The 20,922-nt window shown below is 61.4% G+C and carries 27 protein-coding genes; 12 read left to right on the top strand and 15 right to left on the bottom strand.

The annotated features are described in order from the left end of the window. Positions 1-38: 38 nt before the first annotated feature. The 4 genes from AC3CB8_RS13010 to AC3CB8_RS12995 form a co-directional block, all read right to left on the bottom strand. Positions 39-788: a metallophosphoesterase family protein gene (locus AC3CB8_RS13010; protein ID WP_023771245.1), complete on the bottom strand. Its 750-nt coding sequence runs from the start codon at positions 786-788 to the stop codon at positions 39-41. Then, complete coding sequence (locus tag AC3CB8_RS13005; protein WP_023771246.1) at positions 781-1,590, bottom strand: nucleotidyltransferase family protein; 810 nt, start codon at positions 1,588-1,590, stop codon at positions 781-783. The genes AC3CB8_RS13010 and AC3CB8_RS13005 overlap by 8 nt, the downstream gene beginning before the upstream one ends. Before the next feature lie 289 nt (positions 1,591-1,879). Further along, positions 1,880-2,482 (bottom strand): general stress protein, encoded by a 603-nt coding sequence (locus AC3CB8_RS13000; protein WP_023771247.1) that lies wholly within the window; start codon positions 2,480-2,482, stop codon positions 1,880-1,882. 21 nt (positions 2,483-2,503) lie between these two features. Continuing rightward, a complete protein-coding gene (locus tag AC3CB8_RS12995) occupies positions 2,504-3,247 on the bottom strand; it encodes a DUF4142 domain-containing protein (RefSeq protein WP_023771248.1) in 744 nt (247 codons plus the stop codon). Positions 3,248-3,498: 251 nt separating this feature from the next. On the opposite strand from AC3CB8_RS12995, the gene AC3CB8_RS12990 reads away from it, so the two are divergent. Together AC3CB8_RS12990 and AC3CB8_RS12985 are read left to right on the top strand one after the other, a co-directional pair. Next, positions 3,499-3,753: a DUF982 domain-containing protein gene (locus tag AC3CB8_RS12990; protein WP_352595139.1), complete on the top strand. Its 255-nt coding sequence runs from the start codon at positions 3,499-3,501 to the stop codon at positions 3,751-3,753. A 70-nt stretch (positions 3,754-3,823) separates the two neighbouring features. Continuing rightward, a complete protein-coding gene (locus AC3CB8_RS12985; protein WP_023771250.1) occupies positions 3,824-4,141 on the top strand; it encodes a hypothetical protein in 318 nt (105 codons plus the stop codon). A gap of 35 nt (positions 4,142-4,176) precedes the next feature. Here AC3CB8_RS12985 and AC3CB8_RS12980 read toward each other — a convergent pair whose 3' ends face one another. From AC3CB8_RS12980 to AC3CB8_RS12965, 4 genes are read right to left on the bottom strand one after another with little or no spacing between them, the layout of a single operon-like run. Next, positions 4,177-4,512, bottom strand: coding sequence for a hypothetical protein (locus tag AC3CB8_RS12980; RefSeq protein WP_352562926.1), 336 nt, complete (start codon positions 4,510-4,512; stop codon positions 4,177-4,179). Further along, on the bottom strand, positions 4,512-4,871 hold the full coding sequence (locus tag AC3CB8_RS12975) for a hypothetical protein (RefSeq protein ID WP_015319130.1): 360 nt from the start codon (positions 4,869-4,871) through the stop codon (positions 4,512-4,514). The genes AC3CB8_RS12980 and AC3CB8_RS12975 overlap by 1 nt, the downstream gene beginning before the upstream one ends. Beyond that, on the bottom strand, positions 4,871-6,091 hold the full coding sequence (locus tag AC3CB8_RS12970) for an NRAMP family divalent metal transporter (protein WP_023771252.1): 1,221 nt from the start codon (positions 6,089-6,091) through the stop codon (positions 4,871-4,873). The genes AC3CB8_RS12975 and AC3CB8_RS12970 overlap by 1 nt, the downstream gene beginning before the upstream one ends. Continuing rightward, positions 6,088-6,390 (bottom strand): hypothetical protein, encoded by a 303-nt coding sequence (locus AC3CB8_RS12965; protein ID WP_352562925.1) that lies wholly within the window; start codon positions 6,388-6,390, stop codon positions 6,088-6,090. Before AC3CB8_RS12965 ends, AC3CB8_RS12970 begins: the two co-directional genes overlap by 4 nt. Positions 6,391-6,807: 417 nt before the next feature. Here AC3CB8_RS12965 and AC3CB8_RS12960 point away from each other — a divergent pair, with 417 nt between their 5' ends. Next, on the top strand, positions 6,808-6,942 hold the full coding sequence (locus AC3CB8_RS12960) for a hypothetical protein (RefSeq protein ID WP_023771254.1): 135 nt from the start codon (positions 6,808-6,810) through the stop codon (positions 6,940-6,942). Position 6,943: 1 nt separating this feature from the next. Here AC3CB8_RS12960 and AC3CB8_RS12955 read toward each other — a convergent pair whose 3' ends face one another. The 4 genes from AC3CB8_RS12955 to AC3CB8_RS12940 form a co-directional block, all read right to left on the bottom strand. Next, positions 6,944-7,171 carry a hypothetical protein gene (locus AC3CB8_RS12955; RefSeq protein ID WP_023771255.1) on the bottom strand — a complete coding sequence of 76 codons (228 nt, stop codon included), beginning with the start codon at positions 7,169-7,171 and terminating at the stop codon, positions 6,944-6,946. 258 nt (positions 7,172-7,429) lie between these two features. After that, on the bottom strand, positions 7,430-7,648 hold the full coding sequence (locus AC3CB8_RS12950; protein ID WP_352562924.1) for a hypothetical protein: 219 nt from the start codon (positions 7,646-7,648) through the stop codon (positions 7,430-7,432). A gap of 322 nt (positions 7,649-7,970) precedes the next feature. Beyond that, a complete protein-coding gene (locus AC3CB8_RS12945; RefSeq protein ID WP_023771257.1) occupies positions 7,971-8,195 on the bottom strand; it encodes a hypothetical protein in 225 nt (74 codons plus the stop codon). Beyond that, a complete protein-coding gene (locus AC3CB8_RS12940) occupies positions 8,192-8,458 on the bottom strand; it encodes a hypothetical protein (RefSeq protein WP_023771258.1) in 267 nt (88 codons plus the stop codon). Before AC3CB8_RS12940 ends, AC3CB8_RS12945 begins: the two co-directional genes overlap by 4 nt. A 353-nt stretch (positions 8,459-8,811) precedes the next feature. On the opposite strand from AC3CB8_RS12940, the gene AC3CB8_RS12935 reads away from it, so the two are divergent. The 3 genes from AC3CB8_RS12935 to AC3CB8_RS12925 all read left to right on the top strand — a co-directional run bounded on the left by AC3CB8_RS12935 (position 8,812) and on the right by AC3CB8_RS12925 (position 11,271). Further along, positions 8,812-9,597 carry an SDR family NAD(P)-dependent oxidoreductase gene (locus tag AC3CB8_RS12935; RefSeq protein ID WP_031240530.1) on the top strand — a complete coding sequence of 262 codons (786 nt, stop codon included), beginning with the start codon at positions 8,812-8,814 and terminating at the stop codon, positions 9,595-9,597. Positions 9,598-9,720: 123 nt separating this feature from the next. After that, positions 9,721-10,899 carry a zinc-dependent alcohol dehydrogenase gene (locus AC3CB8_RS12930; RefSeq protein WP_352562923.1) on the top strand — a complete coding sequence of 393 codons (1,179 nt, stop codon included), beginning with the start codon at positions 9,721-9,723 and terminating at the stop codon, positions 10,897-10,899. Positions 10,900-11,031: 132 nt separating this feature from the next. Continuing rightward, on the top strand, positions 11,032-11,271 hold the full coding sequence (locus AC3CB8_RS12925) for a hypothetical protein (protein ID WP_023771261.1): 240 nt from the start codon (positions 11,032-11,034) through the stop codon (positions 11,269-11,271). 23 nt (positions 11,272-11,294) lie between these two features. On the opposite strand, the gene AC3CB8_RS12920 is transcribed toward AC3CB8_RS12925, so the two are convergent. Then, the gene (locus AC3CB8_RS12920) at positions 11,295-11,669 is read right to left on the bottom strand and encodes a response regulator (protein WP_023782365.1); all 375 of its coding nucleotides are present in this window, start codon (positions 11,667-11,669) and stop codon (positions 11,295-11,297) included. Then, on the bottom strand, positions 11,666-14,806 hold the full coding sequence (locus tag AC3CB8_RS12915; RefSeq protein ID WP_352562922.1) for a CheR family methyltransferase: 3,141 nt from the start codon (positions 14,804-14,806) through the stop codon (positions 11,666-11,668). Before AC3CB8_RS12915 ends, AC3CB8_RS12920 begins: the two co-directional genes overlap by 4 nt. A 69-nt stretch (positions 14,807-14,875) precedes the next feature. On the opposite strand from AC3CB8_RS12915, the gene AC3CB8_RS12910 reads away from it, so the two are divergent. Further along, positions 14,876-15,103: a hypothetical protein gene (locus tag AC3CB8_RS12910; RefSeq protein ID WP_156939358.1), complete on the top strand. Its 228-nt coding sequence runs from the start codon at positions 14,876-14,878 to the stop codon at positions 15,101-15,103. Positions 15,104-15,107: 4 nt separating this feature from the next. Continuing rightward, positions 15,108-15,704 (top strand): response regulator, encoded by a 597-nt coding sequence (locus tag AC3CB8_RS12905; RefSeq protein ID WP_023782367.1) that lies wholly within the window; start codon positions 15,108-15,110, stop codon positions 15,702-15,704. A gap of 172 nt (positions 15,705-15,876) precedes the next feature. Here the strand turns inward: AC3CB8_RS12905 and AC3CB8_RS12900 are convergent, their stop codons facing one another. After that, a complete protein-coding gene (locus tag AC3CB8_RS12900; protein WP_023771266.1) occupies positions 15,877-16,149 on the bottom strand; it encodes a hypothetical protein in 273 nt (90 codons plus the stop codon). Positions 16,150-16,364: 215 nt separating this feature from the next. On the opposite strand from AC3CB8_RS12900, the gene AC3CB8_RS12895 reads away from it, so the two are divergent. The 4 genes from AC3CB8_RS12895 to AC3CB8_RS12880 are packed head-to-tail and all read left to right on the top strand — an operon-like array spanning position 16,365 to position 20,921. Continuing rightward, positions 16,365-17,471: an NAD-dependent epimerase/dehydratase family protein gene (locus tag AC3CB8_RS12895; RefSeq protein ID WP_352595130.1), complete on the top strand. Its 1,107-nt coding sequence runs from the start codon at positions 16,365-16,367 to the stop codon at positions 17,469-17,471. After that, the gene (locus tag AC3CB8_RS12890) at positions 17,468-18,547 is read left to right on the top strand and encodes a GDP-mannose 4,6-dehydratase (protein ID WP_352595127.1); all 1,080 of its coding nucleotides are present in this window, start codon (positions 17,468-17,470) and stop codon (positions 18,545-18,547) included. Before AC3CB8_RS12895 ends, AC3CB8_RS12890 begins: the two co-directional genes overlap by 4 nt. Further along, on the top strand, positions 18,544-19,836 hold the full coding sequence (locus AC3CB8_RS12885; RefSeq protein WP_352595124.1) for a TIGR04295 family B12-binding domain-containing radical SAM protein: 1,293 nt from the start codon (positions 18,544-18,546) through the stop codon (positions 19,834-19,836). Before AC3CB8_RS12890 ends, AC3CB8_RS12885 begins: the two co-directional genes overlap by 4 nt. Continuing rightward, positions 19,821-20,921 carry a glycosyltransferase family 4 protein gene (locus tag AC3CB8_RS12880; RefSeq protein ID WP_352595122.1) on the top strand — a complete coding sequence of 367 codons (1,101 nt, stop codon included), beginning with the start codon at positions 19,821-19,823 and terminating at the stop codon, positions 20,919-20,921. Before AC3CB8_RS12885 ends, AC3CB8_RS12880 begins: the two co-directional genes overlap by 16 nt. Position 20,922: the final 1 nt, after the last annotated feature.

Raw genomic sequence — 20,922 nt, 5'->3', positions numbered from 1 at the left:
GGAGCCTTCAAACTGAATGCTCGCACGATGCCGTGGCGTCAGAGTTCCAGCAAGGCATAGGGGCGACCGTTCGGTTTGGCCACGTGCATGGCGACGTTGTAGACCTTGGCGCCCCCAGGCGTGTGGCCTTCGTAGGAGCCGCGATGCGCGTGACCGTGCACGACCGCGCTGACCTTGAACCGATCGATCGTCTCGGCAAGGCGTGAAGAGCCAAGAAACGGAAATATCTCCAGCGGTTCACCCTCGACGGTTTCAGCGATCGGCGCGTAGTGGAGGACCACGAGCGTCCGCTTCGCCCGTACCTGGCGCATCGCGTTTTCGAGGCGCATCGCCTCGTTGACACTTTCCGAGACCATCGCCTTGATCGTGGGTTCGCCGAAGGAGCCGAGCATGCGCGATCCGAAGCCGCCAACGAACCCTTTCACGCCGACGAAGCCGACCTCCTCGATTTCGACCGCATGGCCGTCGAGAAGGTGAACATGCGCCTGGCGCAGGATGTTTGCGACGTCGTCCACCGCGCCGGATTCGTAGTCGTGATTGCCGAGCACCGCCACTACCGGGATCGAGCAGTTACGCAGGTCCTCGGCGAGCATCTCCGCCTCACGAGGCTTGCCGAGATTGGTGAGATCTCCCGTCAGGACGAGAATCTCGGCTTCCCTGGATATCTCGCCGAAGAGATCGCGATACGAGGTTCGGGGATCTTCCCTGACATGCAGATCCCCCATGGCGGCAACTTTAAGTGTCCGTGCGCTATCCTTCGGCGCGACGTTCTCCAGGCGGTCAGGCATCACGAAAATCCCCCACACCTCCGACGCCGGCGAAGCCCCATTCCTTGACATCAATCTCGTAGTCGGATTGCGACAGCAGCCGCCCGCGGCAGATCTTCATCCTGGGGGACGGCAATTGCCGTTGCTTTGCGAGGCGGTCGAGCAGTTCATCGAGGAGCCATGCCGGGATGTGATCGCGCTCGCTTGGGTAAATCCATCTGAAGTTGATGAGCTGCATCAGCAGGACCTCCCAATGAACCTCCAGATAGGAAAGCAGCCGGTGCCAATCTATCTGGTCGTGTGCCTTGAGGATCGTGTGGGCGATATCGGCGCCGTCGTGCCGGCCCCTGTCTTGAATGAAGCATTTGGACCAGATGAGTTCGGTCGGTCCGATGATCCGCACACGGCTGCCCAGCAACTCGATCTGTCGGGCATGTTCCAGCCATCGATCGCCGACAGGCATCATGCCGTTGGCCGATCCGAAGATGACGTCGAAGAAATGCCTGCCCTTGAACACCTTGCCAAGCCACCGGTCGTCCTCGATTTCGACGGCATATCCAAGCTCCTTGAAATGGGCGAGGATCCGCGCGTAGTCACCGGCCTTGCAGAAGATATCGAGATCCTTGGTCTGGCGAGTGACGCCGGTATAGGCGCTTACCGCATAGGTTCCAGCAACCAGAAAGGGAATGTCCGTGGCGGTGAGTTCGCGGATCGCTTCCATGTAGAAAACTTCCGCCCCGGCGTGCTTAAGGGTCGGCGCCGCCTTTGCATTGATCAACGGGAGCGAAACCAGGACGTTTTCGCGTGATCGATCCGTGGTCATCAATGATTGCTCCTAGCCCGCCAACCGACAAGTCGGCCGCTGGGACAACAACGTCGACCCCTCCATGGTTCCGCCTTGCGGGCGGGGTGCCCGGTTGGTCACGGAGCGATCCGTTCTGAGCGGCGGAGATTCCGCAGGGAATATGGCCTCAAATGAGATCGAACCCAACCCGATACCCTCGAGATGGGTTCGATGGTGCTTAAACGCCGCAAAGCGCCCCGGCATAGCGCGGCAAGATCGATTTCCGCGATCTCGTCGCTGCGTGCCAGTCAGAGGAACGTGAGCGCTTTCAGGGTCGATTGATTGCGCGTCCGCCGTCGCGATCGATCTCGCCCGGCACGTATTCGCCAGCATTGGCATCGAAGCCGGTCCAGCCATCGGCCTCGTACGATCTGCGGCGTTCGGCCAGGTCCACCGATCGGGATTGCCCCAAAATCTCCTCGGCATTCGGCACAAGTTGGTCCTCAACCCTAGCCGTCACCAAGGTACCGCCGCGGCGTACACCTTCCGCATAGACGTGTGCATCGCGCTCGGGCACACCCGACTCCGTCAGACCGCCGATGATGCCGCCGGCCGCTCCACCGGCCACGGCACCGGCAACCGCGCCGGCGGCGGTGGCGGCGAGCCATCCGGCCGCGACCACCGGGCCAACACCCGGAATGGCCATGACGCCCAGTCCCGTGAGCAAGCCCCCGGCGCCGCCGATCACGGCTCCGATTCCGGCACCGCTGCCAGCGTCTTCAGCGGCCTCCGAACGATTTGTGTCGTACCAGTCATCCGAGTTGTTGGCGACGATGCTGATATTGGAATGTGGGACTCCCGTCGCCTCAAGCTCGCCGACCGCATCGGCCGCGTCGTCATAATTGTCGAACAGTCCAGTTACCGTCTTCATGTGATTTCTCCTGATCCACGCTCACTTGCTTGCGGCAACGATGTTGCCCTGGTAGTCGAGCCCGACGTTTAGGTTTTCGCCTCCCTTGGCCGCTTGGCCACGCCAGATGCCCTGATCGTCCTTGGTCAGCTTCGATACGTTCGAATATCCCGCATTCTCGATCCGGCTCTTGGCCTGGGATTCGGTGAAGCTGTTTGCGCCGGGGACAAGAGCGGCGGCGTTGGCAGTGTTGTCGGTCTTCACCGCCGGCGTTGTCGCTCCCGTAATGGAATCTTGCCCGGCGGCGATCTTTTCGATCGCCTGCTGGTGCATCTTCAGCGTGCCGACCGTTTGCTGGGCAAAAGTCTTGAGCGCGGCGTTGTCACCCCCGCTTGCATAATCCTCGAACAGCTTGACGGCTTCGTCATGCGCCTTGCGCTGCGCGTCGACATAGGCCGGATCAATCGGCCCCTGCCCGTTCTTGAGCTTATCCAGATCGCCCTGATGCTGAGCATCGAGCGCTGAGGGCACCTTCAGTTTTTGTTCACCGGCGACCGCTTGCAGCTTGGTGTTGGCGGCGCCGTGGTCCCGGATCATCATCTGGGCAAAATCCTTGACGCGCTGGTCCTGGGCCTTGCCCAAGGCAATCTGACTCGAGTCCACTTCAAACTTGCCGCCGACGGCAGCCCTGTCGACAAAATCCTGGGCGCTGTCGGCCGCGAAGGCAGGCATTGCGAGAACCGTGGAAGCAACCGCGAGGGATGCGAGAAGGTGTCGTGTTTTCATTGGCTTTGTCCTTGTCAGTGAGCGAATTTGCGCTGCGTCCTAACAAGCCAAGATGCGCTTTGTTCCGCTCTCCAAGCCCCATGCACCAGACCCCGGCAGAGCCAGAAAACCATGGTGGAGACGAGTGGCTCAGGCGTCGTTTATTCCAAATTCCAACGCCAGGTGCACTGGAACAAATCGACCGTCGCGGCGTTAGAGGCCGTCCGCGGAAGGGCTTCGTGGAGCAACAGGGGAAGGTCTTGGAGGGGCGGGTGCGCACAGGCCATTTCAGAAAGCCGATCGTCATTCAACCTGGCCGCATAGACCGCGACAGGGTTGTGGTCTCTGTGTCCGATGCCGCCGAAGTGCTGCTGCGGGACTGGCCGAAGCCGACCTCGGAAAGGCGTCTTGCGGCCATCAAGGCCTGCCTTGCGGTCATGCGTGGCGAAAAGCCTCCAAGGGTTGCACGGCAGGCGTTCATCGTCGCGGCCAAGGACGTCAGGATTCTGCTCGGCGATCAAATTTAGCCCTTGGGCCCATGTGCACCGCAGCCGCTGATTTGGTAGAGCCTGGTTCGAACGAGAGGTCAGTGCCAAGATGTCAATTCCTACACCGGTCTCTGCCAGAGGCGAGATCCAGTCGGGAGAGACGCAGGACAAAACGCCGGGCTTCGATCCTGCCGTTGCTCCGATGGAGACCGATGCCGAGGCGGCGGACACACAAAATCCGCCCCCAACAGAGCCGCCACGTTCCCGCCGGCCGAAATTCGAAAATGAAGCGAGCTTCGCCAACGCGATGCGGCCGGTCGAAGGCGAGCCGGAACCGCGGCCTCGCAGCAACTGGCCGCTGTTGGTCGTTGCAGCCGTCGTTTTGGTAGCGGCCGCGGTTTTTCTGGCGGCGAGCATGCTACGGTGACGGTGACAAGGTCTGCGAGGAAGCGCGGCGACGGCCTATTCGGGAAGATCGGGTGCGCTCTTCATACCGGGAAGTTCGGTCATCGGGCACAGCAGGCGCGGCCGCGCAGGATTAGAGATGTCGAGCTTGTCCCAGGGGATGCGGTATAGGCCACCGCGACGGCGGAGCCCAAAAAGATCGAGCACGGCCACGCCTATGGCCGAGGCCGAAAGACGCTCGAAAGCAGCGTAGACGCCGACATGGAATTCGGTAACGACGAAATCGTCGCCATCCGGTTCGGCGCGGATTTCCTCGATATAGCCGATGCTCTTGCCCCGCTGCGAAAGCACGCGTCGCCCAGCCAGATGTTCGAGATTGACGATGGTCATCATCAAGCTCCCGGAATGCGTCCGATGACATGATCGCGCAACCAGTCCTGCCAGGCGAAGATCGTCGTCCGACGCACATCGATATCGAACTCGATGTCGACGCCGATATCCTTCACCTTGTGCCAGGCGATCCGATGCGGCTCGCCATGGCGCTTACCACCCAGCTTTGCCGCGAGTTGCGCCATCCATCGTCCCGGCCATGTGCCAAGGCGACGCGCCAAAGTGATGGAGCCGAGTTCGATCGCGACGATCCTTGGGGGCTTGCCCTGGCGCAATTCGGCCACCAACCCGTCGACCTTGCCGATTTTGACCTGGCGGCGGTCGACCACCTGCTTGTCCAGGAGATCACGCAGCAACTCCATCAGGTGCCTCCGAATATCTGCAGCGGGATCGTCACCACGGCCAGCACAAAGCCGAGCGCGATGATGAAGATGACCGCGGCATTCGAGAGAATGCCGTTGCGATGCTCGCCGACGTAGCGTTCGTCGTTCAACAGAAACAGGAATGGAACCACCGTCAACGGCAGGCTGGCTGCCGTCAGCGCCATGGAAAATATGGTGAGCCTCAACGGATCGACACCAAGCATGATCGGGAGGGCCGCAAGCAACAGGGATACCGTATACACGGCGCTGAAGCCTGGATCGTCGCGCGGCTTGCGGTCCTCGCCCCAGGTCCAGCCGAAACCTTGCGCCACGAGGTAAGCCTGTTGCAGCGCGACTTCGAGTGCAGCGCCAAAGCAGGCAATGGCGAGAGAGGCTACGAACAGGATGAAACCCCAGAAGCCGAATACCGGGATCAGCATCAACGGCATTTGGTGATAGTCGTCGACCTGGTTGATGCCGTGCGTCGCCAGCACGAGAGCGGCCACGATCAACACGCCGATCGAAATGGTGCCGCCGAAGGTCATCCCCAGTCCCGCTATGGCCCGATTGGCGCCGAGATAGCTCTTGTCCCACTGGTCCTCGATAGCCCCCGAGGAATAGAACATGAACAGGTAGGGCGATATCGAGGCGCCGAGAATGCTGACCGCCATGAACCAGTAATTGGCGGTATCGTGGGCTGGCAGCGAAGGCACCGCGCCAGCCGCGACCGCCGTCCAATCGGGTTTCAGCATCACGGCCGCGACCACGAAACACAACGTCACCAGGCCCAGCATCGACACGCCTTTCTCGATGAAACCGAACGTGCCTTTCCAGAGCAGCAGCCATGCCAGAAAAGCCACCGGCAGAGCCCACCACTGGAAGCCTATGCCCGAGGCAAGTTCGAGTGCGATGGCAACGCCGCCGATCTCGGCGGAGAGCACCATGAGACTGAGCAGCAAGGTGGCAAGCAACGGCCACACAAAGACGTTGAAACCAAATCTCTCGCGAATGCCGTCGCAGATCGTGTGATGGCTCACCGCGGCGAACCGGCCGGCCATTTCCACCAGAAAGATGATGCAGATGGTGCCGAGGACCACGGCCCAGATCAACTGGAAACCGAAGGTTGCGCCCGCTTGGGCCGCCGTCGCCATCGATCCGACTTCGAGGAAGCCGCCAACGCTGGTAACCACGCCGAGCGATATTTCCACGAGCTTCTTCATGGCTTCGGCGCGAAATATCTGGCATAGGCGGTGGCAAGCGTGCGCGAGCCCTGCCGAAGATCCTGCCTTGCGTTTTGGACCTCCGCTCGACTGTCCGCCTGCAATCCCGCCTCGGCGCGAGCCACCGCGGCCGACAGATCCTTGACCGCTGCCGCCAAAGCAGATTGCTCGGCGGGTTCGGCCGTCCCGGCCGATCGGATTTGTGCCTCGGCGTCGGCCAGGGTCTTGCCGGTCGACCGCAGCGTGCCGGATGTGTATGCGAACGGCGCCGCCCCATCCATCCAGGCATCGAGCACCATCGATACGGTCTGTGCCGCGGAGGCCACCGTTTGTGATTGCTGCTTGATCTGGTCGGAAGACGAGCATCCCGCCAAGACGCCCGTGAGCAACAGCACGCACAAACAACTCAGCCTGGGATAAGGGCCACTAAAGGTCAAAGCCCGCGTTTGATGCGCCACGAGACTGGTCTCCCCGAGCCGATGGAAGTCGCGGTCGGCGTGAATTGATCTAGAGCGCCCGGTTTGCCCGTCAATCAAACGCCACCGCTCGGACAGGCGCCGACCGCGGGACATGAGGACCAGCGACAGTGGCCCGCAGGCCACGACAGAACCAATTCAAGCGGAACAAAGCATCGATTGTGGGATTGGAACAGGGGGGAAAGTGGCGACCCGTCCTGATCGTCGACGTGATGGGCTGCTGGCACAGAGGATTCCGCAATGCCTCGTCTGATAGTCTGGATAGCCATCGTGGCAGTCGTCGTCATTGCGGCTTGGTTGTGGTTCGGCAGCCATAGACCGAGCAACGATGGCGGCAGCCAGCCCGCGCCCCACGCGATCGACCAGAACGGCTAGTTCAATCCTGCTCTGTTGGGTCTGTAGGGTTCTCGATCCTGTATTCGTGGACCAGGCCAAGAACCTGTTTTCTCACTGTCTCGCGCGCTTCGGGCTGAATGAAAACCATCAGCTGGTCGACGGTTTCAACGACGGGCCGCGGCAGGTCCGCAACTGCGTCGGTGAGCTCGCTGCCATGTTCATACATGTTGTCCGTCAGCTTCTTGTCCAGATCGGAAAGTATACCCATCACCAAGCTCCATAGCTTTTGCTCTCCATCCTGATAAAGGTCAGTCCAGCGGAGATGTTCCGAGAAGCACGCAAGCTCCTGTCGTCGGTCCGATATGCGAAGCGCGAGCCAGAGCCAGTGGGAAAAACCAGCGGCCAACCAGACCGGGAGCAGAAGAAGCGTCAGACACAACACGGTGGATGACAGACAACGCCCTCGGCTGTGATATGAAGGACGGCGGGACTGTTGACCAAGTTGCGGCTGTTGGCGAGCGGTGAATCACTGCTGCCCCGGCATCTCGGTATTTTCCTTGGGCTCTTTCTTGACTCCCGCGGCCGGTGAGGTGTCGGCCGGAGCGTTGCCGCCCTGGTTCTGTTCAGGCGCTCGTTTCAGGGGCGAGGTGCGCCACCCCATATCGACGTAGAGAAAGCCGATCAGGAAACCGACAATTATGACCCCGGCTATCACCAGCGAGAGTAGTGCGTTGCGTCGTTCCATCCTGCGGCTCCCTTAGCCTGCCGAACAGCCAATGACGAAAATAGTTCCACAGCCAGGTGGCACCGAGGCCGGGCACCGGCCGTCGCCCCAGCAGCGTGGCAACTTAAGGGATCGAGCGCGGCCGGGTCGCGCCAGCGCCGCGCGCTTCGCGGGCTCCGGAAGGTCAAGGAGGCGCGAGGTTTGAAATTCGCATTCGCAAGAGCGTCATGAAATCTGCCGTTGCCGATCTGTCGAAACCAGACGCGGCGTCGCTTTGCTGTCGGCTCATGCGCGACTTACGACTCTCGCCGGCGTTACAACCCGACAAGCAACAACGCTGCCCCTAACCACCAGACGGCTTCGGTAATGCCGGTTGCCTCGGCTGCGTGCCTTGCTGGTCCCCGCCGGTACTGGACTGCGGTGTCGGATTGGTATCCGTGGTTGGATTCTTGTCGACCGGCTGGCTGTTCATCGTATCCGTCTTGGATTTGACGGGGTCGGCATTGTTGTTGCACGCCGCCAAAACGAGCAACGCCGACGCCGACCAAATCAACCACATCGCTTTCATACTGACTTTTCCTGGATGAGTTCGGGTGAAGCAGCCTGCAAGGATCCTATCCGGTCGAACCGGATGGAAAGCCCTTGTTTGACGGCACTTTTAGCCAGCAAATGATCCAGCTCGCTATCGTCGATGGGGCTGCGAACCACCTGACGAATGGCCTTGCACGCCAGCTCGGTCGAGACGAAATCATATCTCCTGCTTCTGGCGGATACATATTGTTCGACCAGCATCTTCACGCGCCTGAGCGCGATTTCATCGGCATATCGCATTTCGTTTCTCCTGCGGCCGAACTGCCGAGTGTGTGGGTTGTTCCCAGATGAACTCAAGACATGACCGCCAAGCTCGTGAGAAAGCCCGCGCCTCCCGGCAGGGGAGCGCGCGGGCTGATCAGGCTGAGGGGAACCCGATCGCGCGGCGTCAAACAAGGGGAGCGACGACGCCGCACGACACCGAACATGGATCGACCTCAGTTGTTCCACTTCGCCGTCCCCGAGTCGTTCGCGCCTGAACGCGCCAAGGGAGTCGACTGGCATGGTCCTCCGGCAGCCAGCATTTCGATCTGGTCCACGCGGAACAATCAGGGACCCCGCTGGTTCGGCCAGAACGGTTTTCGGAGGACATGATGACCAATGCAAAGCTGGCCGTGGTGACGGGCGCATCGAGCGGCATCGGCAAGGAACTTGCCAAACTATGCGCCAAGGACGGCTATAACCTGATCATAGCCGCCGACGAGCCCGCGGTCCAACAGGCGGCCGAGGCTCTGGCTTCGCATAATGTGACTGTTGAAGCCATCGAGGCAGATCTGGCATCCGTCGAGGGCGTCGATCAACTCATCATGCAGATCGGCGATCGCGACGTCGACCTTCTGTTCCTGAACGCCGGACGCGGACTCGGCGACGGCTTTCTCGACCAGGATTGGCAGAAAGTTCGCCGGGTTATCGACACCAACATTACCGGCACGGTCTACCTCGCGCATGAACTCGGCGCCAGGATGGCTCGCCGCGGCCGTGGCCGAATTCTGTTCACCGGATCGATTGCCGGCTTCATGCCCGGCACTTTCCAGGCGGTCTACAACGGCACCAAGGCGTTCATCGATTCCTTCTCGATCGCACTGCGCCATGAGATGCAGGACACCGGCGTCACAGTCACGGTGCTGATGCCCGGGGCGACGCAGACGCGGTTCTTCGAACGCGCCGAAATGATGGATACAAAGGTCGGCACCGATGAGAAGGACAATCCGGCCGACGTCGCCAAAACCGGCTATGAGGCGATGATGGCGGGAGAGGAACAAGTGATCAGCGGCTGGAAGAACAAGTTGCAGGTCGCCGCCGCGCATATCACCCCGGCAGGCACGCTGGCCGAACAGCACCGCAAAATGGCCGAGCCGGGTTCGGCGTCCAGAGACTGATCTCTTCCTGTCCGCGAACGCAGGCCCTTTGTGAGTATCGCAAGATAATCGTCGGTGGCAGCCCACTTCGGCTGAACGATGAATTTGCCGACACCTCAAAATAGTCAACGCAGGAGCAACACGATGAAAGCCCTCACATGGCACGGCAAAGGCGATATACGCTGCGATCAGGTGCAGGATCCGTCCATCGAGGATGACCGTGACGTCATCATCAAGGTCACCTGCTGCGCCATTTGCGGCTCGGACCTGCATCTGATGGACGGCTACATGCCGACCATGGAATCGGGCGACGTGCTTGGACACGAGACCATGGGAGAGGTCGTGGAGGTCGGCCGTGGCCATTCCAAGTTCAAGAAGGGCGACCGCATCGTGGTGCCGTTCAACATTTCGTGCGGCGAGTGCTGGTTTTGCCAGAAGGGGCTGTTCTCGCTTTGCGATCGGTCCAATCCCAATGCCAAGCAAGCGGCGGAGGTGATGGGACAATCGCCGGCCGGCCTGTTCGGCTATTCGCATCTGGTCGGCGGCTATTGGGGCGGCCAGGCCGAATATCTGCGCGTTCCATTCGCCGATGTCGGCCCGATCAAGGTGCCGGAAGGCATGGATGACGAGCAGGTGCTGTTTCTTTCCGACATCTTTCCGACCGGCTACATGGCAGCGGAGAACGCCGGCATCGAGCCCGGCGACACGGTCGCGATCTGGGGCTGCGGTCCGGTCGGCCAGTTCGCCATCCAGAGCGCATGGATGCTCGGCGCCGGTCGCGTAATCGCGATCGACAAGGTTTCGGAACGACTGGCCATGGCTCGCGAGCATGGCAAGGCCGAGACACTCGATTTCAGCAATTCAAATATCTACGACGCCCTGATGGCGATGACCGATGGCCGCGGGCCGGATCGCTGTATCGATTGCGTGGGCACCGAAGCCGACGCCGGCGCCAGTGCCGACTCCATGCTCGACAAGGTCAAGGCGGCTGCCTTCCTCGGCACCGACAGGCCACATGTGCTGCGCGAAGCAATCTACTGTTGCCGCAAGGGCGGCACCATTTCGATCCCCGGCGTGTATATCGGCCTCGTCGATCATATCCCCTTCGGCGCCGCGATGAACAAAGGCCTGACGTTCCGTATGGGCCAGACCCATACGCAACGGTATCTCGAACCGCTTTTGGCCAAGGTCCAGACCGGCGAGATCGACCCGTCCTTCGTGATCACGCACAGGGCCGGCCTCGAAGCCGGGCCTGATCTCTACAAGACCTTTCGCGACAAGCAGGACGGCTGCATCAAGGTGGTCATGCGGCCGCATGGGTGAGCCGTTCATCGGCACGAGAACCGTTTCGTCTTCGCTCGTGCTCTCCCGTTGACGGCGTCGGTGCCGTCGCGGTCGCGGAACTTTCAATCTTGCCGATGATTGAGATCGTTTCGTGCAAGGAAAGGAACCATCATGGCCAAGGAAGATTCTGCCTCGAAACCCGCCGTCCGGTCACCGAACGCCGAGGGCCTGCCGCACCCAAGGAGGGATGCCAGCGACACGGATGCCGGTGCAAAACCGCTGACGCCAAGGACCTCGGGCGCGTCGCGTCCGTCGAGCGTTCCATTGGACAATCCGGTCGCCAACCGAAATGCCGGTCGGCCGCGCCAGGCGAGCACCACGCCCCGGCCCACCGACAAGCCGCTGGATTGATCGCGACGGGCTGGCTCTTTAGATCATGACGACTTCTTGGCGCGAAGCGACGCCAGGTCGGCCACGGCAGTGAGGATAGCCGCTTCGCTTGCGGGTTTTGCCACGAATTTGCAGTTTCGGAACCGGGCGGGAAGATCGCCCTGCCCATATCCCGTTACGAACGCGAAAGGAGTGCCGCGAGCCAGCAATATCTCCGCGATCGGCAGGCTCGTTTCGGCGTTAAGTTGAACGTCCAGCAATGCCATGTCGACCTTGTCGGCCTCGACCAGCCGAAGTGCGGCGGCAACGGACGAAACAGGCCCGACCACAGGATAGCCCGCTGCACGCAAGTCAGACGCGACGTCCTCCGCGATCAGCCACTCGTCCTCCACCACAAGAACGCGAGGTCTGTCGCTCACGGCGCGTCCTTGTGGTTTGCCGAAAAAGCGATCTGGACATCGAGGCCGTCCTTGCGGAAGGAGGTGTCGACCTGGCCGCCGAGCCTGTAGCCGATTTCCCCCTTCAACAGGTTCAGGCCGAAGCCGTTGTTCAACGGCTCCTTGACTGGAGGGCCGTCCTTTTCGCGCCAGCCAAGCGTGAAATTATCGCCATCCATCGCCCATCTGACGCCGATCCTGCCTCGAGGCTTGGACAGGGCGCCATACTTGGCCGCATTGGTTGCCAGTTCATGGATGGCCATGCTGAGGGAAAGTCCCTGTTGCGGGCCGAGTCTTACGTCGTCGCCATCGAGTTCGATCCGTTCGATGCCGAACGGCTCGAGTTCCTGGTGGAGCAGTTCCTTGACCGAAGCTTCTTTCCACCTCTCGCGGGTCAGCAGTCCGTAGGCCCGGGACATGGCATGCAGCCGGCCGATCAAGGCCTCCGCGAACTCTTCCTTTGTATCCGAACTGTCCCGCGTCCGGTTGGCGATGCTGGCGATCACCGCCAGCATGTTCTTGACGCGATGGTTGAGCTCCGAGATGAGCACCTGCTGATGCTCTTCCGCCCGCGCCAGGGTGGTAACGTCGACAAGTGTCACCACGACGCCCTGTATCCTGTTGCCCTTGTCCCGATAGGGATTGATTCGGACCATGTGAAACAGACCCCTGGAATCGCGCGCAAGATGGTGGTTCAGGATCTCGCCTGTCTCGAAAACCTTGTCGATGTGCTGCTTCAACTCAGGATAGTCGAGTTGGCTCGACAGATCCGTCAGCGGCCGGCCGACGTCGGAGGGGCGCAGACTGAAGAAGGATGAGGCCGCCGGCGTGAAGGTCCGCACCACAAGACTGCGATCGAGAAAAATGGTCGCGATGTCGGTGCTTTCGAACAGATTGCGCAGATCGCTGTTGGCGTGATCGAGCTCTTCTATCTTGCTGGTCAACTCCGCGTTGATCGTGTTGAGTTCTTCGTTCAGCGACTGCATCTCTTCCTTGGACGCTTCAAGCTCCTCGTTGGTGGATTGCGCCTCTTCGTTGACGGAGACGAGTTCCTCGTTCGACGATTTCACCTCTTCGAGGGCCGTCTCGTATTCCTCTATGGTGGATTGAAGACGCTCTCTTGTGTCTCGCAGTTCCCGCTCGAGATCGGCGGTGCTGTCGCTGTCACGGCTGCCATCGTCCTCATCGGACCGGGCCATGGTCGGGCCAGACGGCTCGAAGAGGACAAGGTAAAGCGGCTCACCATTGCCCCTCTCGGCGAGCGGTTCGATCGTCAGCCTGATCGGTTGGACGCGTTCGTCGTCTTCCTCGACGGCGAGGTTGTCCCGCACAACAGTGCGGCGTGTCGTCGTCGCCTCCCTCAATGCGGCGCGCAGGTCCAACCGAAGCCCGCGGCGCGCCATCGTCAGCAACTGCCGGCTGGGGATGCCTTGCGGCGCTTCGAGGTATCTGCCGGTCCTCGCCGAATAGTAGACGACGTCGCCTTCGGCGTTGACGAGGACATGCGGCGGCGCGAACCGCTCCAGCACCTGCGCCTCGACAGCTTGGCGCAGCGGATATCCGATCGTGCCCTTCTTCAAGCCAGCGGTTTCGGCGGGAAAGACGCCGGAAGGGACATCCCCAATAAGGGCCGGCAGCCTGATATGTGGCGAGGCATGCTCCCGTGCCTGGAAGAGGCGATGTTTCTTGTCGACGGTGGCAAACAGATTTTCGTGCTGCCCGACGCTTTCGGACGTGCCGAGGAAAAGATAGCCACCCGGCTTCAGCGAATAGTGGAAGACAGGAAGAACGCGGCTTTGAATGGCCGGGCCGAAATAGATCAGCAGGTTGCGGCACGAAACCAGATCCATGCGCGAAAAGGGCGGATCGCGGATGACGCTATGCGGCGAGAAGATGCACAGTTCCCGGATCTCGTTGCTGATGACGTAGCTCTCGCCATCGCCGTTGAAAAACCGCTGTTTGCGCTCCGGGGAAAGACCCTGCATCAAGGCTTCGGGATAGCGTGCCGCGCGCGCCACCGCCAGGGCCGGCTCGTCTATGTCGGTGGCGAATATCTGGACGCGCGGAACGGCAGAAAGCGTTTCCATGTGTTCACGCAGCAGGATGCCGATGGAGAACACCTCCTCGCCGGTGGCGCAGCCGGGAACCCAGACCCTAACCGTGTCGGTCGCGGTCTTGCCCTCGAACAGCCTCGGGATGATCTTTTGTTCCAGCAATTCGAAGGCATCGGGATCGCGAAAGAAGTTAGTGACATTGATCAGCAGATCGCGAAACAGGTTCATCACCTCGCGAGGGTCCTTCTTCAGCCAGTCGATATAGGCGCTGATGGACTGAATCTGGGCGATCTGCATGCGCCGCTTGATCCGGCGTAGGAACGTCTTGGTTTTATAGCCTGAAAAGTCGTGGCCGGAGTGGCTGCGTAGAATGCCGTATATCTGTTCGCGGACTTTATCTATGTCGGCCGTATGGTCGTCTTCTTCGTTCGTCAGCCCGTCCAGCGTGTCGAAGCCGCGGGCGTAAGCCTCGAGCTTCGCCCCAATCTCCTCGGCGGGCACGGCAACATCGATGAGCCCGCTGGCAATAGCGCTCTGCGGCATGTCGGGATTGCGCGGACCGTAGCCGTCCGGCGCTTGCGCCACGGTGAGCCCGCCCCGCTCCTTGATGGCCTTCGCACCCAAGGTTCCATCGGAATCACCTCCCGACAGTACGACGCCGACCGCGTATTCTCCCTGGTCTTCGGCGAGTGCGCTGAAGAAGATGTCGATAGGTTTGCGCTCCTGGGTAAGCCCATTGGGCCGCCGCAGGTGCAGCACGCCATTCTCGATGACCAGAGTGACGTTTTCCGGCATCACATAGACATGGTCGGGTTCAACAGCCACGCCGTCCTCGACCACCACGACAGGCATCTCGGTGTAGCGGTCGATGACCTCGTGCAGCAGGCTGTTGCGCTTGGGACTGAGATGCGTGATGATCACGAACGCCATGCCGGGCCGATCGGTGATGCCCTTGAAAAACCCTTCCATTGCGGGAATGCCACCCGCGGACGCACCAATGCCGACGATGGGGAACTTGATTGATCGGGTTGTCACGGCATGTCCCCCCTTTCGCCCGACCGACATGAAGTCTCTCAAGGTCGGATCGGACAGGACACAACCATATAGCGCGCAGGGAGGATGGAACAAGTCAGCATGCATGACGTTGAACCCGATATCCATGGTGGTTCAATGACAAAACGCTCTGCTGGCCTGAAACTCCTGGCGCCAATGGTGCCGGGGGCGCCTGAATTAATCGAAGGTCTCGATGGGCCCGTCCCGGATCGCATGCTGGCGCTTGCGAAACGATTGCAGGCGGCGCTGGATGACAGGAAAGCGGAAGTGGCTTCTTTGCATCCTAAACTCCGTTCGAAGAAAGGATGACGACGTGCGCGATCTGCGGGGGTTGCATATTCTGATTGTTGAAGACGAATGGTCGATGGCGGGAGATCTTGCGAGGTTTTTCAGCAACATGGGTGCTATCATCCTCGGGCCCGCGGCTACCGTCGAGCAAGCGTCTGAACATACCGATCAAGCCGAAGCTGCGATCCTGGACGTCAATCTTAACGGCCGACGCGTGTTTCCGATCGCCGACAAGTTGATGCGCCGCGGTATCCCGTTCGTATTCTTTAGCGGCGACAACGACATCGCCATCCCCGAGCATCTCCGTTACGCCAGCAATTTGCGGAAATCCTCGGGCAGCAAGGCTGTGTTCAATGCCCTTTTTCCGCCGCAGGGGTCCGAACAAGCGGACATCTCCGTGCCCTCCCCGCCAGACGACGTTTTCACGCTTTTGCCCAAACTGCGCCTCGCGGCGCGTCTTCTGCTGGGGGACGTCAACGCATCGGACCGGCTGGTCGAGAGGACACTCGAGCAAGCGATCCGGGACGTGGACCACCGGCAGCTTGGCCAGTCCACCGAAAACTGGCTCAACGACGTCATGCGAGAAGTGGCAAAAGCCCGCGGCGCAAAGCTGATGCATTGAATTCTCCTGGGCCGAAGCCAAGGCGCTTCCCTGGGGGATTGCTGGATCGCTTTTCTGGCTCAGGGCCCGAAGCATTTTCTGGCTCAGGGCCCGAAGCAATGGGGCCGTCGATTGTTCCAGCGAATTTCGAGATTTTCTAGGGCCCGCGGCACCGGCCGTAGGCCAGCCTTTCTCAACTCTTGCGATCACGCTCGACGAATTTGTTGAAACGGCTGGATTTTCCGTCGCTGGTCTTGGCCTGATAGAGGAAGGCCAGATCATTCTCGTCGAATATCCGGAAGAACTCGTCCCAATCGATAGGGTCGAATGCTTCCTCGGGCTCGCCAAAGTCGATCCGCAAGATGCCGCCCTCCCCCTTGGTGCGGACCACCGCCGGACGACCTTGTCGCTCCTCGGCCCATTTGCGAATTTCGTCGTGATTGGTGGTCGTCTGGGACTGCGACATTGAAATCTCCCTTGATCATCGGCTTCGCCTTTCGGCGCCACGGCGGCTGTCGAGCGCCCTAACAGCATACCGGCGGCAATGTTCCCGCATTGCGGCCCGATGGCGTTGCGCTTGCTTTCAGACGAAGCCCGCGAAGGGAACTTTGTTGAAGCACAGGGAACAAACCTTTTGCCGAAAAGTTCGGGGCGCCGAGGTCACTTGTCCGAGGAGTCGTCGTGAAACGCATATTGGTTACAGGAGGCTGCGGCTTCATCGGCCGCCACGTCACACAAGAACTCATCGCTCAGGATTATTCAGTTCGTATTCTCGACGCCCTGCTGGAGCAGGTGCATGCAGGCGAAGCAGTCGCGCTTCCCGCCGGTGCCGAACTGATCAAGGGCGACATTCGCGACCGCGAGGCCGTTGCCGAGGCGCTGGAAGGCGTCGACGCTGTCATTCATCTGGCGTCGGAAGTCGGCGTCGGACAATCAATGTACGAGATCGCGCGCTATGTCGGCACCAACGATTTGGGCACGGCGACACTGCTTGAAGCGCTGATCAAGCATCCGGTCGAAAGGATTGTCGTCGCCTCCTCGATGAGCGTCTATGGCGAGGGCCTCTATGCCACGCCCGAGGGCCAGCGCATCGACAACGCAAGGCGCAAGACGAGCGACATCAAAAGCGGACAGTGGAATCCGCTGTCGCCGGAAGGCGAACCCCTTTCGCCGCTGCCTACGGATGAAGAAAAACCGGTCGACCTCGCCTCGATCTACGCGCTGACGAAATACGCCCAGGAACGCGCCGTGCTGATCTTCGGCGAAGCCTACGGCATCGATGCGGTCGCGTTGCGCCTGTTCAATGTCTTCGGTGCCGGCCAGGCGCTATCAAATCCCTATACCGGCGTGCTGGCCAATTTCGCTTCACGTCTCGCCAATGGCCAACGGCCGATGATCTTCGAGGATGGCGAACAGAAGCGCGATTTCGTTCATGTGCATGACGTCGCCCGCGCCTTTTGCCTTGCGCTGCAGCAACGTCAGGCAAAGGGCCACGTCATCAACATCGGCAGCGGCCGCGCCTATGCGATCAGCGAAGTCGCGCGATTGCTGGCCGAAGCCATGGGAACCCCGAACCGTTCGCCCGACCTGCTCGGCAAGGCGCGCTCCGGTGACATTCGCAACTGCTTTGCCGATATCTCCAAGGCACGTGAGTTGCTCGGTTTCGAACCCGGCCTGCGATTGGAGAACTCTCTCGGGGATTTCGTTTCCTGGGTGCGCAACACGGCCGCCGTCGACCGCGGCGCCGAAATGAAGCGCGAACTCGAAGAGCGCGGGTTGGTGTCATGAGCCCGGGCGCACGCAACCGACGCGAAGCGCCCGTCGCCATCATCGGCGGCAGCGGCTTCATAGGATCAAACCTGGCCGACAGCCTGTTGTCGGATGGCGAGCCGGTGCTGGTGGTCGATAATCTCAGCCGTCCCGGCGTCGAACAGAACCTGCAATGGCTTGCCCAGAAACACGGTGGCCGCCTAACAGTCGAGACCACCGATGTGCGGGACGCCAATGCCTTGGCGCCAGTTCTGATGAGATCCAAGGCGATTTTCCATCTGGCCGCGCAGACAGCCGTCACCACGAGCCTGGTCCGGCCGGACGAGGATTTCGACATCAACCTTCGCGGCACGTTCAACGTGCTGGAAGCGGCGCGGCTGAGCGGCGAGCCCATCCCGGTGATTTTCGCCAGCACCAACAAGGTTTACGGCAGCCTCCCCGACATCGCGGTTCGCGCGGACGACGACCGCTACATACCTTGCGATAGCGCGATCCAGGCTGGCGGCATCAATGAGGCCCGCGGTCTGGATTTCTGCACACCCTATGGCTGCTCCAAGGGCGCGGCGGACCAGTATGTGCTCGACTATGCCAAATCCTACGGCATGCCCACGGCGGTGCTGCGGATGAGCTGCATCTACGGACCGCGCCAGTTTGGAACCGAGGACCAGGGTTGGGTAGCGCACTTTCTGCTCAGCGCCCTGAGGGGACGGGAAATCACCATCTATGGCGACGGCAGGCAGGTGCGCGACATCCTGCACGTTTCCGATGCGGTCGCCGCCTACAAGGCCGTGCTGGACCGGATCGAGATCACCACGGGCCAGGCATTCAATCTTGGCGGCGGACCAGAAAATGCGCTCAGCCTGCGTATGCTGTTGAGCGAGATCGGCAGCCTGACCGGCCGCGAACTCTCGGTCCGCCACGATGGGGAACGGACCGGCGACCAGCCCTTCTTCGTCGCCGATACCCGCAAGATCGAGACCGCGCTTGGCTGGAAGGCCCAGGTTGGGTGGCGCGAGGGCATTCGCGATCTCGCCGACTGGCTGCAGCGCCACCGGCTCGAGCCCCGCCCCGAAGCCGTGAGGTACGTCGCATGAGAATAGCCCTGGTCAACCCGTCCTGGACATATGACGACAGCATCTATTTCGGCTGCCGCCAACCGCATCTGCCGCTGGAACTAGGCTATTCGAAAGCCCTGCTCGAAGCGGCCGGCCATGAGGTGCTGATGCTGGACGGGCAATTGCAGAAGCTCGATAATTCCGGGCTCTGCGAACGCGTGGTTGATTTCGCACCGGCAATGACGGTCGTCAGCACCGCGCCGACCTATCTGTTCTGGCGCTGCGCACCGCCCGAATTGCGGGTGCCGGCCGACTTCCTCAATCGTCTGGCCGGGCGTGGCGGACGCACGGTCGCGGTCGGCCCACATGGTTCGGCGACGCCGGCGCCGGCCTTGCGCAAGCTGGGCGTCGACATTGTCGTGCGCGGCGAATGCGAGGAAGTCGTCGCGGAACTTGCACGACGCGACGATTGGAGCGCGGTACCGTCGACCGCCTATCTGCGGGACGCCAAGCTGGTGTCCAACGGAGGCGTCCATGCCAGTTCGTTTGTCGATCACCCGCCGCTGGAATGGCCATCCGACTGGATTGGGGCCCATTCACACCACCATCACCGGTTCGATAACCAACAGCTTGGATTCGGCGCCGAGGTCGAGGCCTCGCGCGGCTGTCCCTACAATTGCAGCTTCTGCGCCAAGATCGATTTCCGCGATGCCTATCGCCGCCGCAACCACGAAGCGGTGGTAACTGAAATCGATCGGCTGATCGCCCAAGGTGTCGGCTACATCTACTTCATCGACGAAATCTTCCTTCCGCAAAAAGCGTTGCTGGAGGCGTTGGTCGGCCGCGATGTGAAATTCGGCGTCCAGACCCGCATCGATCTGTGGAAACCCGAGCTGCTGGAACTGCTGGGCGCGGCAGGCTGCGTGTCCATCGAAGCCGGCCTCGAAAGCCTGACGGTGGAAGGGCGGGCCATGCTGGCGAAGCGTTGCCGGCTGGGCACCGAGGAGCTTGCCGCGCTACTGGTCAAGGCCAGACGCCACGTTCCCTTCGTCCAGGCCAATCTGATCGGCGTCGTCGAGGACGATCCTGCCCTTGTCGATCACTGGCGCGCCCACCTGATCGACAATGGCGTGTGGGCCAATGAACCCGTACCGCTTTATCCATATCCGAGTTCGCCCAGCTATCGCGAGCTTTGGGGCGAACCCGACGACCTTGCCTGGGAGCGCGCCCATGACCATTACCTCGCATCGTTCCAGAAGTTCAGCGACATCCAGGAAAAGCGCCCGCGCCCGCTGGCGGAACTGGAGGCGGCATGTTGCGGACACTGACGCCACGCAAGCGCCGCATCCTGATGACCGTCGACGCCATGGGCGGAGTATGGCGCTATGCGCTTGATCTCGGCCGGGAACTGGTCAATGGCGGCGACAGCGTTGTGTTCGCCGGTCTGGGGCCGCAACCATCCAAGCAACAGGCCGAAGAGGCACGGTCTTTCGCGACGCTCACCTGGCTGAATACGCCTCTGGACTGGATGACCCGCAGCGCCGGCGACCTCGACGGTCTGCCGCTGGAATTGCGTGCGCCCATACGCGACTACGCCATAGACCTTGTCCATCTCAACGGACCGACGCAGGCCGTGGGGTTGGACGCGCCTTGCCCAGTTATAGCGGTCTCGCATTCATGCGTGACGACATGGTTCCATTCCGTCAAGGGCCAGGCGTTGGATGGCGCATGGAGCTGGCAGAAAGAGCGCAACAGGCGCGGCTTCGACAGGGCCGACGCAGTCATCGCCCCAAGCCGCAGCCATGCCGAGATGCTCGAGACCTGCTATGGCCCGATCGCACGCGTTCACGTCGTCGGAAATGCCGCACACCCGGTCCCGACAGCAGAAGCCCGCCAGCCGCTCGTCTTCGCCGCCGCCCGCTGGTGGGACGAGGGAAAGAATGTGGCGGTGGTCGACCAGGCCGCCTCGTTGACGCAATGGCCTCTCTTTACAGCCGGTTCGCTTCACGGCCCGAACGGCGAGCGCGCCATCGTCAAGCATGCCGTTCCTCTCGGAGCACTGCCGCATGACGAGGTGCGCTCCTTGATGGCCCGCGCCGGTATTTTCGTGTCTCCGTCGCTCTACGAACCGTTCGGCCTGGCGGCGCTGGAAGCGGCCATGTCGGCGACGCCCCTGGTGCTCTCGGACATCCCGACCTATCGCGAGTTATGGGATGGGGCCGCGATGTTCTTTGACGGGCGCGACCCGCATGATCTCGCTGCCTGCATCAATCGTCTTTCCAGCGATGCCGGGCATAGGCGAGAGCTCGGCCACGCCGCCCTCCGCCGAAGCCGCGGGTACACGCTGGCGAGGCAGGCAGCGGCCATGCGCGATGTCTACGAAAAGGCGGCGCTGGCCGTTGCGGAGCGCTGAT

Source organism: Mesorhizobium sp. P160927 (assembly GCF_057766385.1).
Note: the sequence above shows the minus strand (reverse complement) of the source record. Positions and strands in the feature narration are given on the sequence as shown.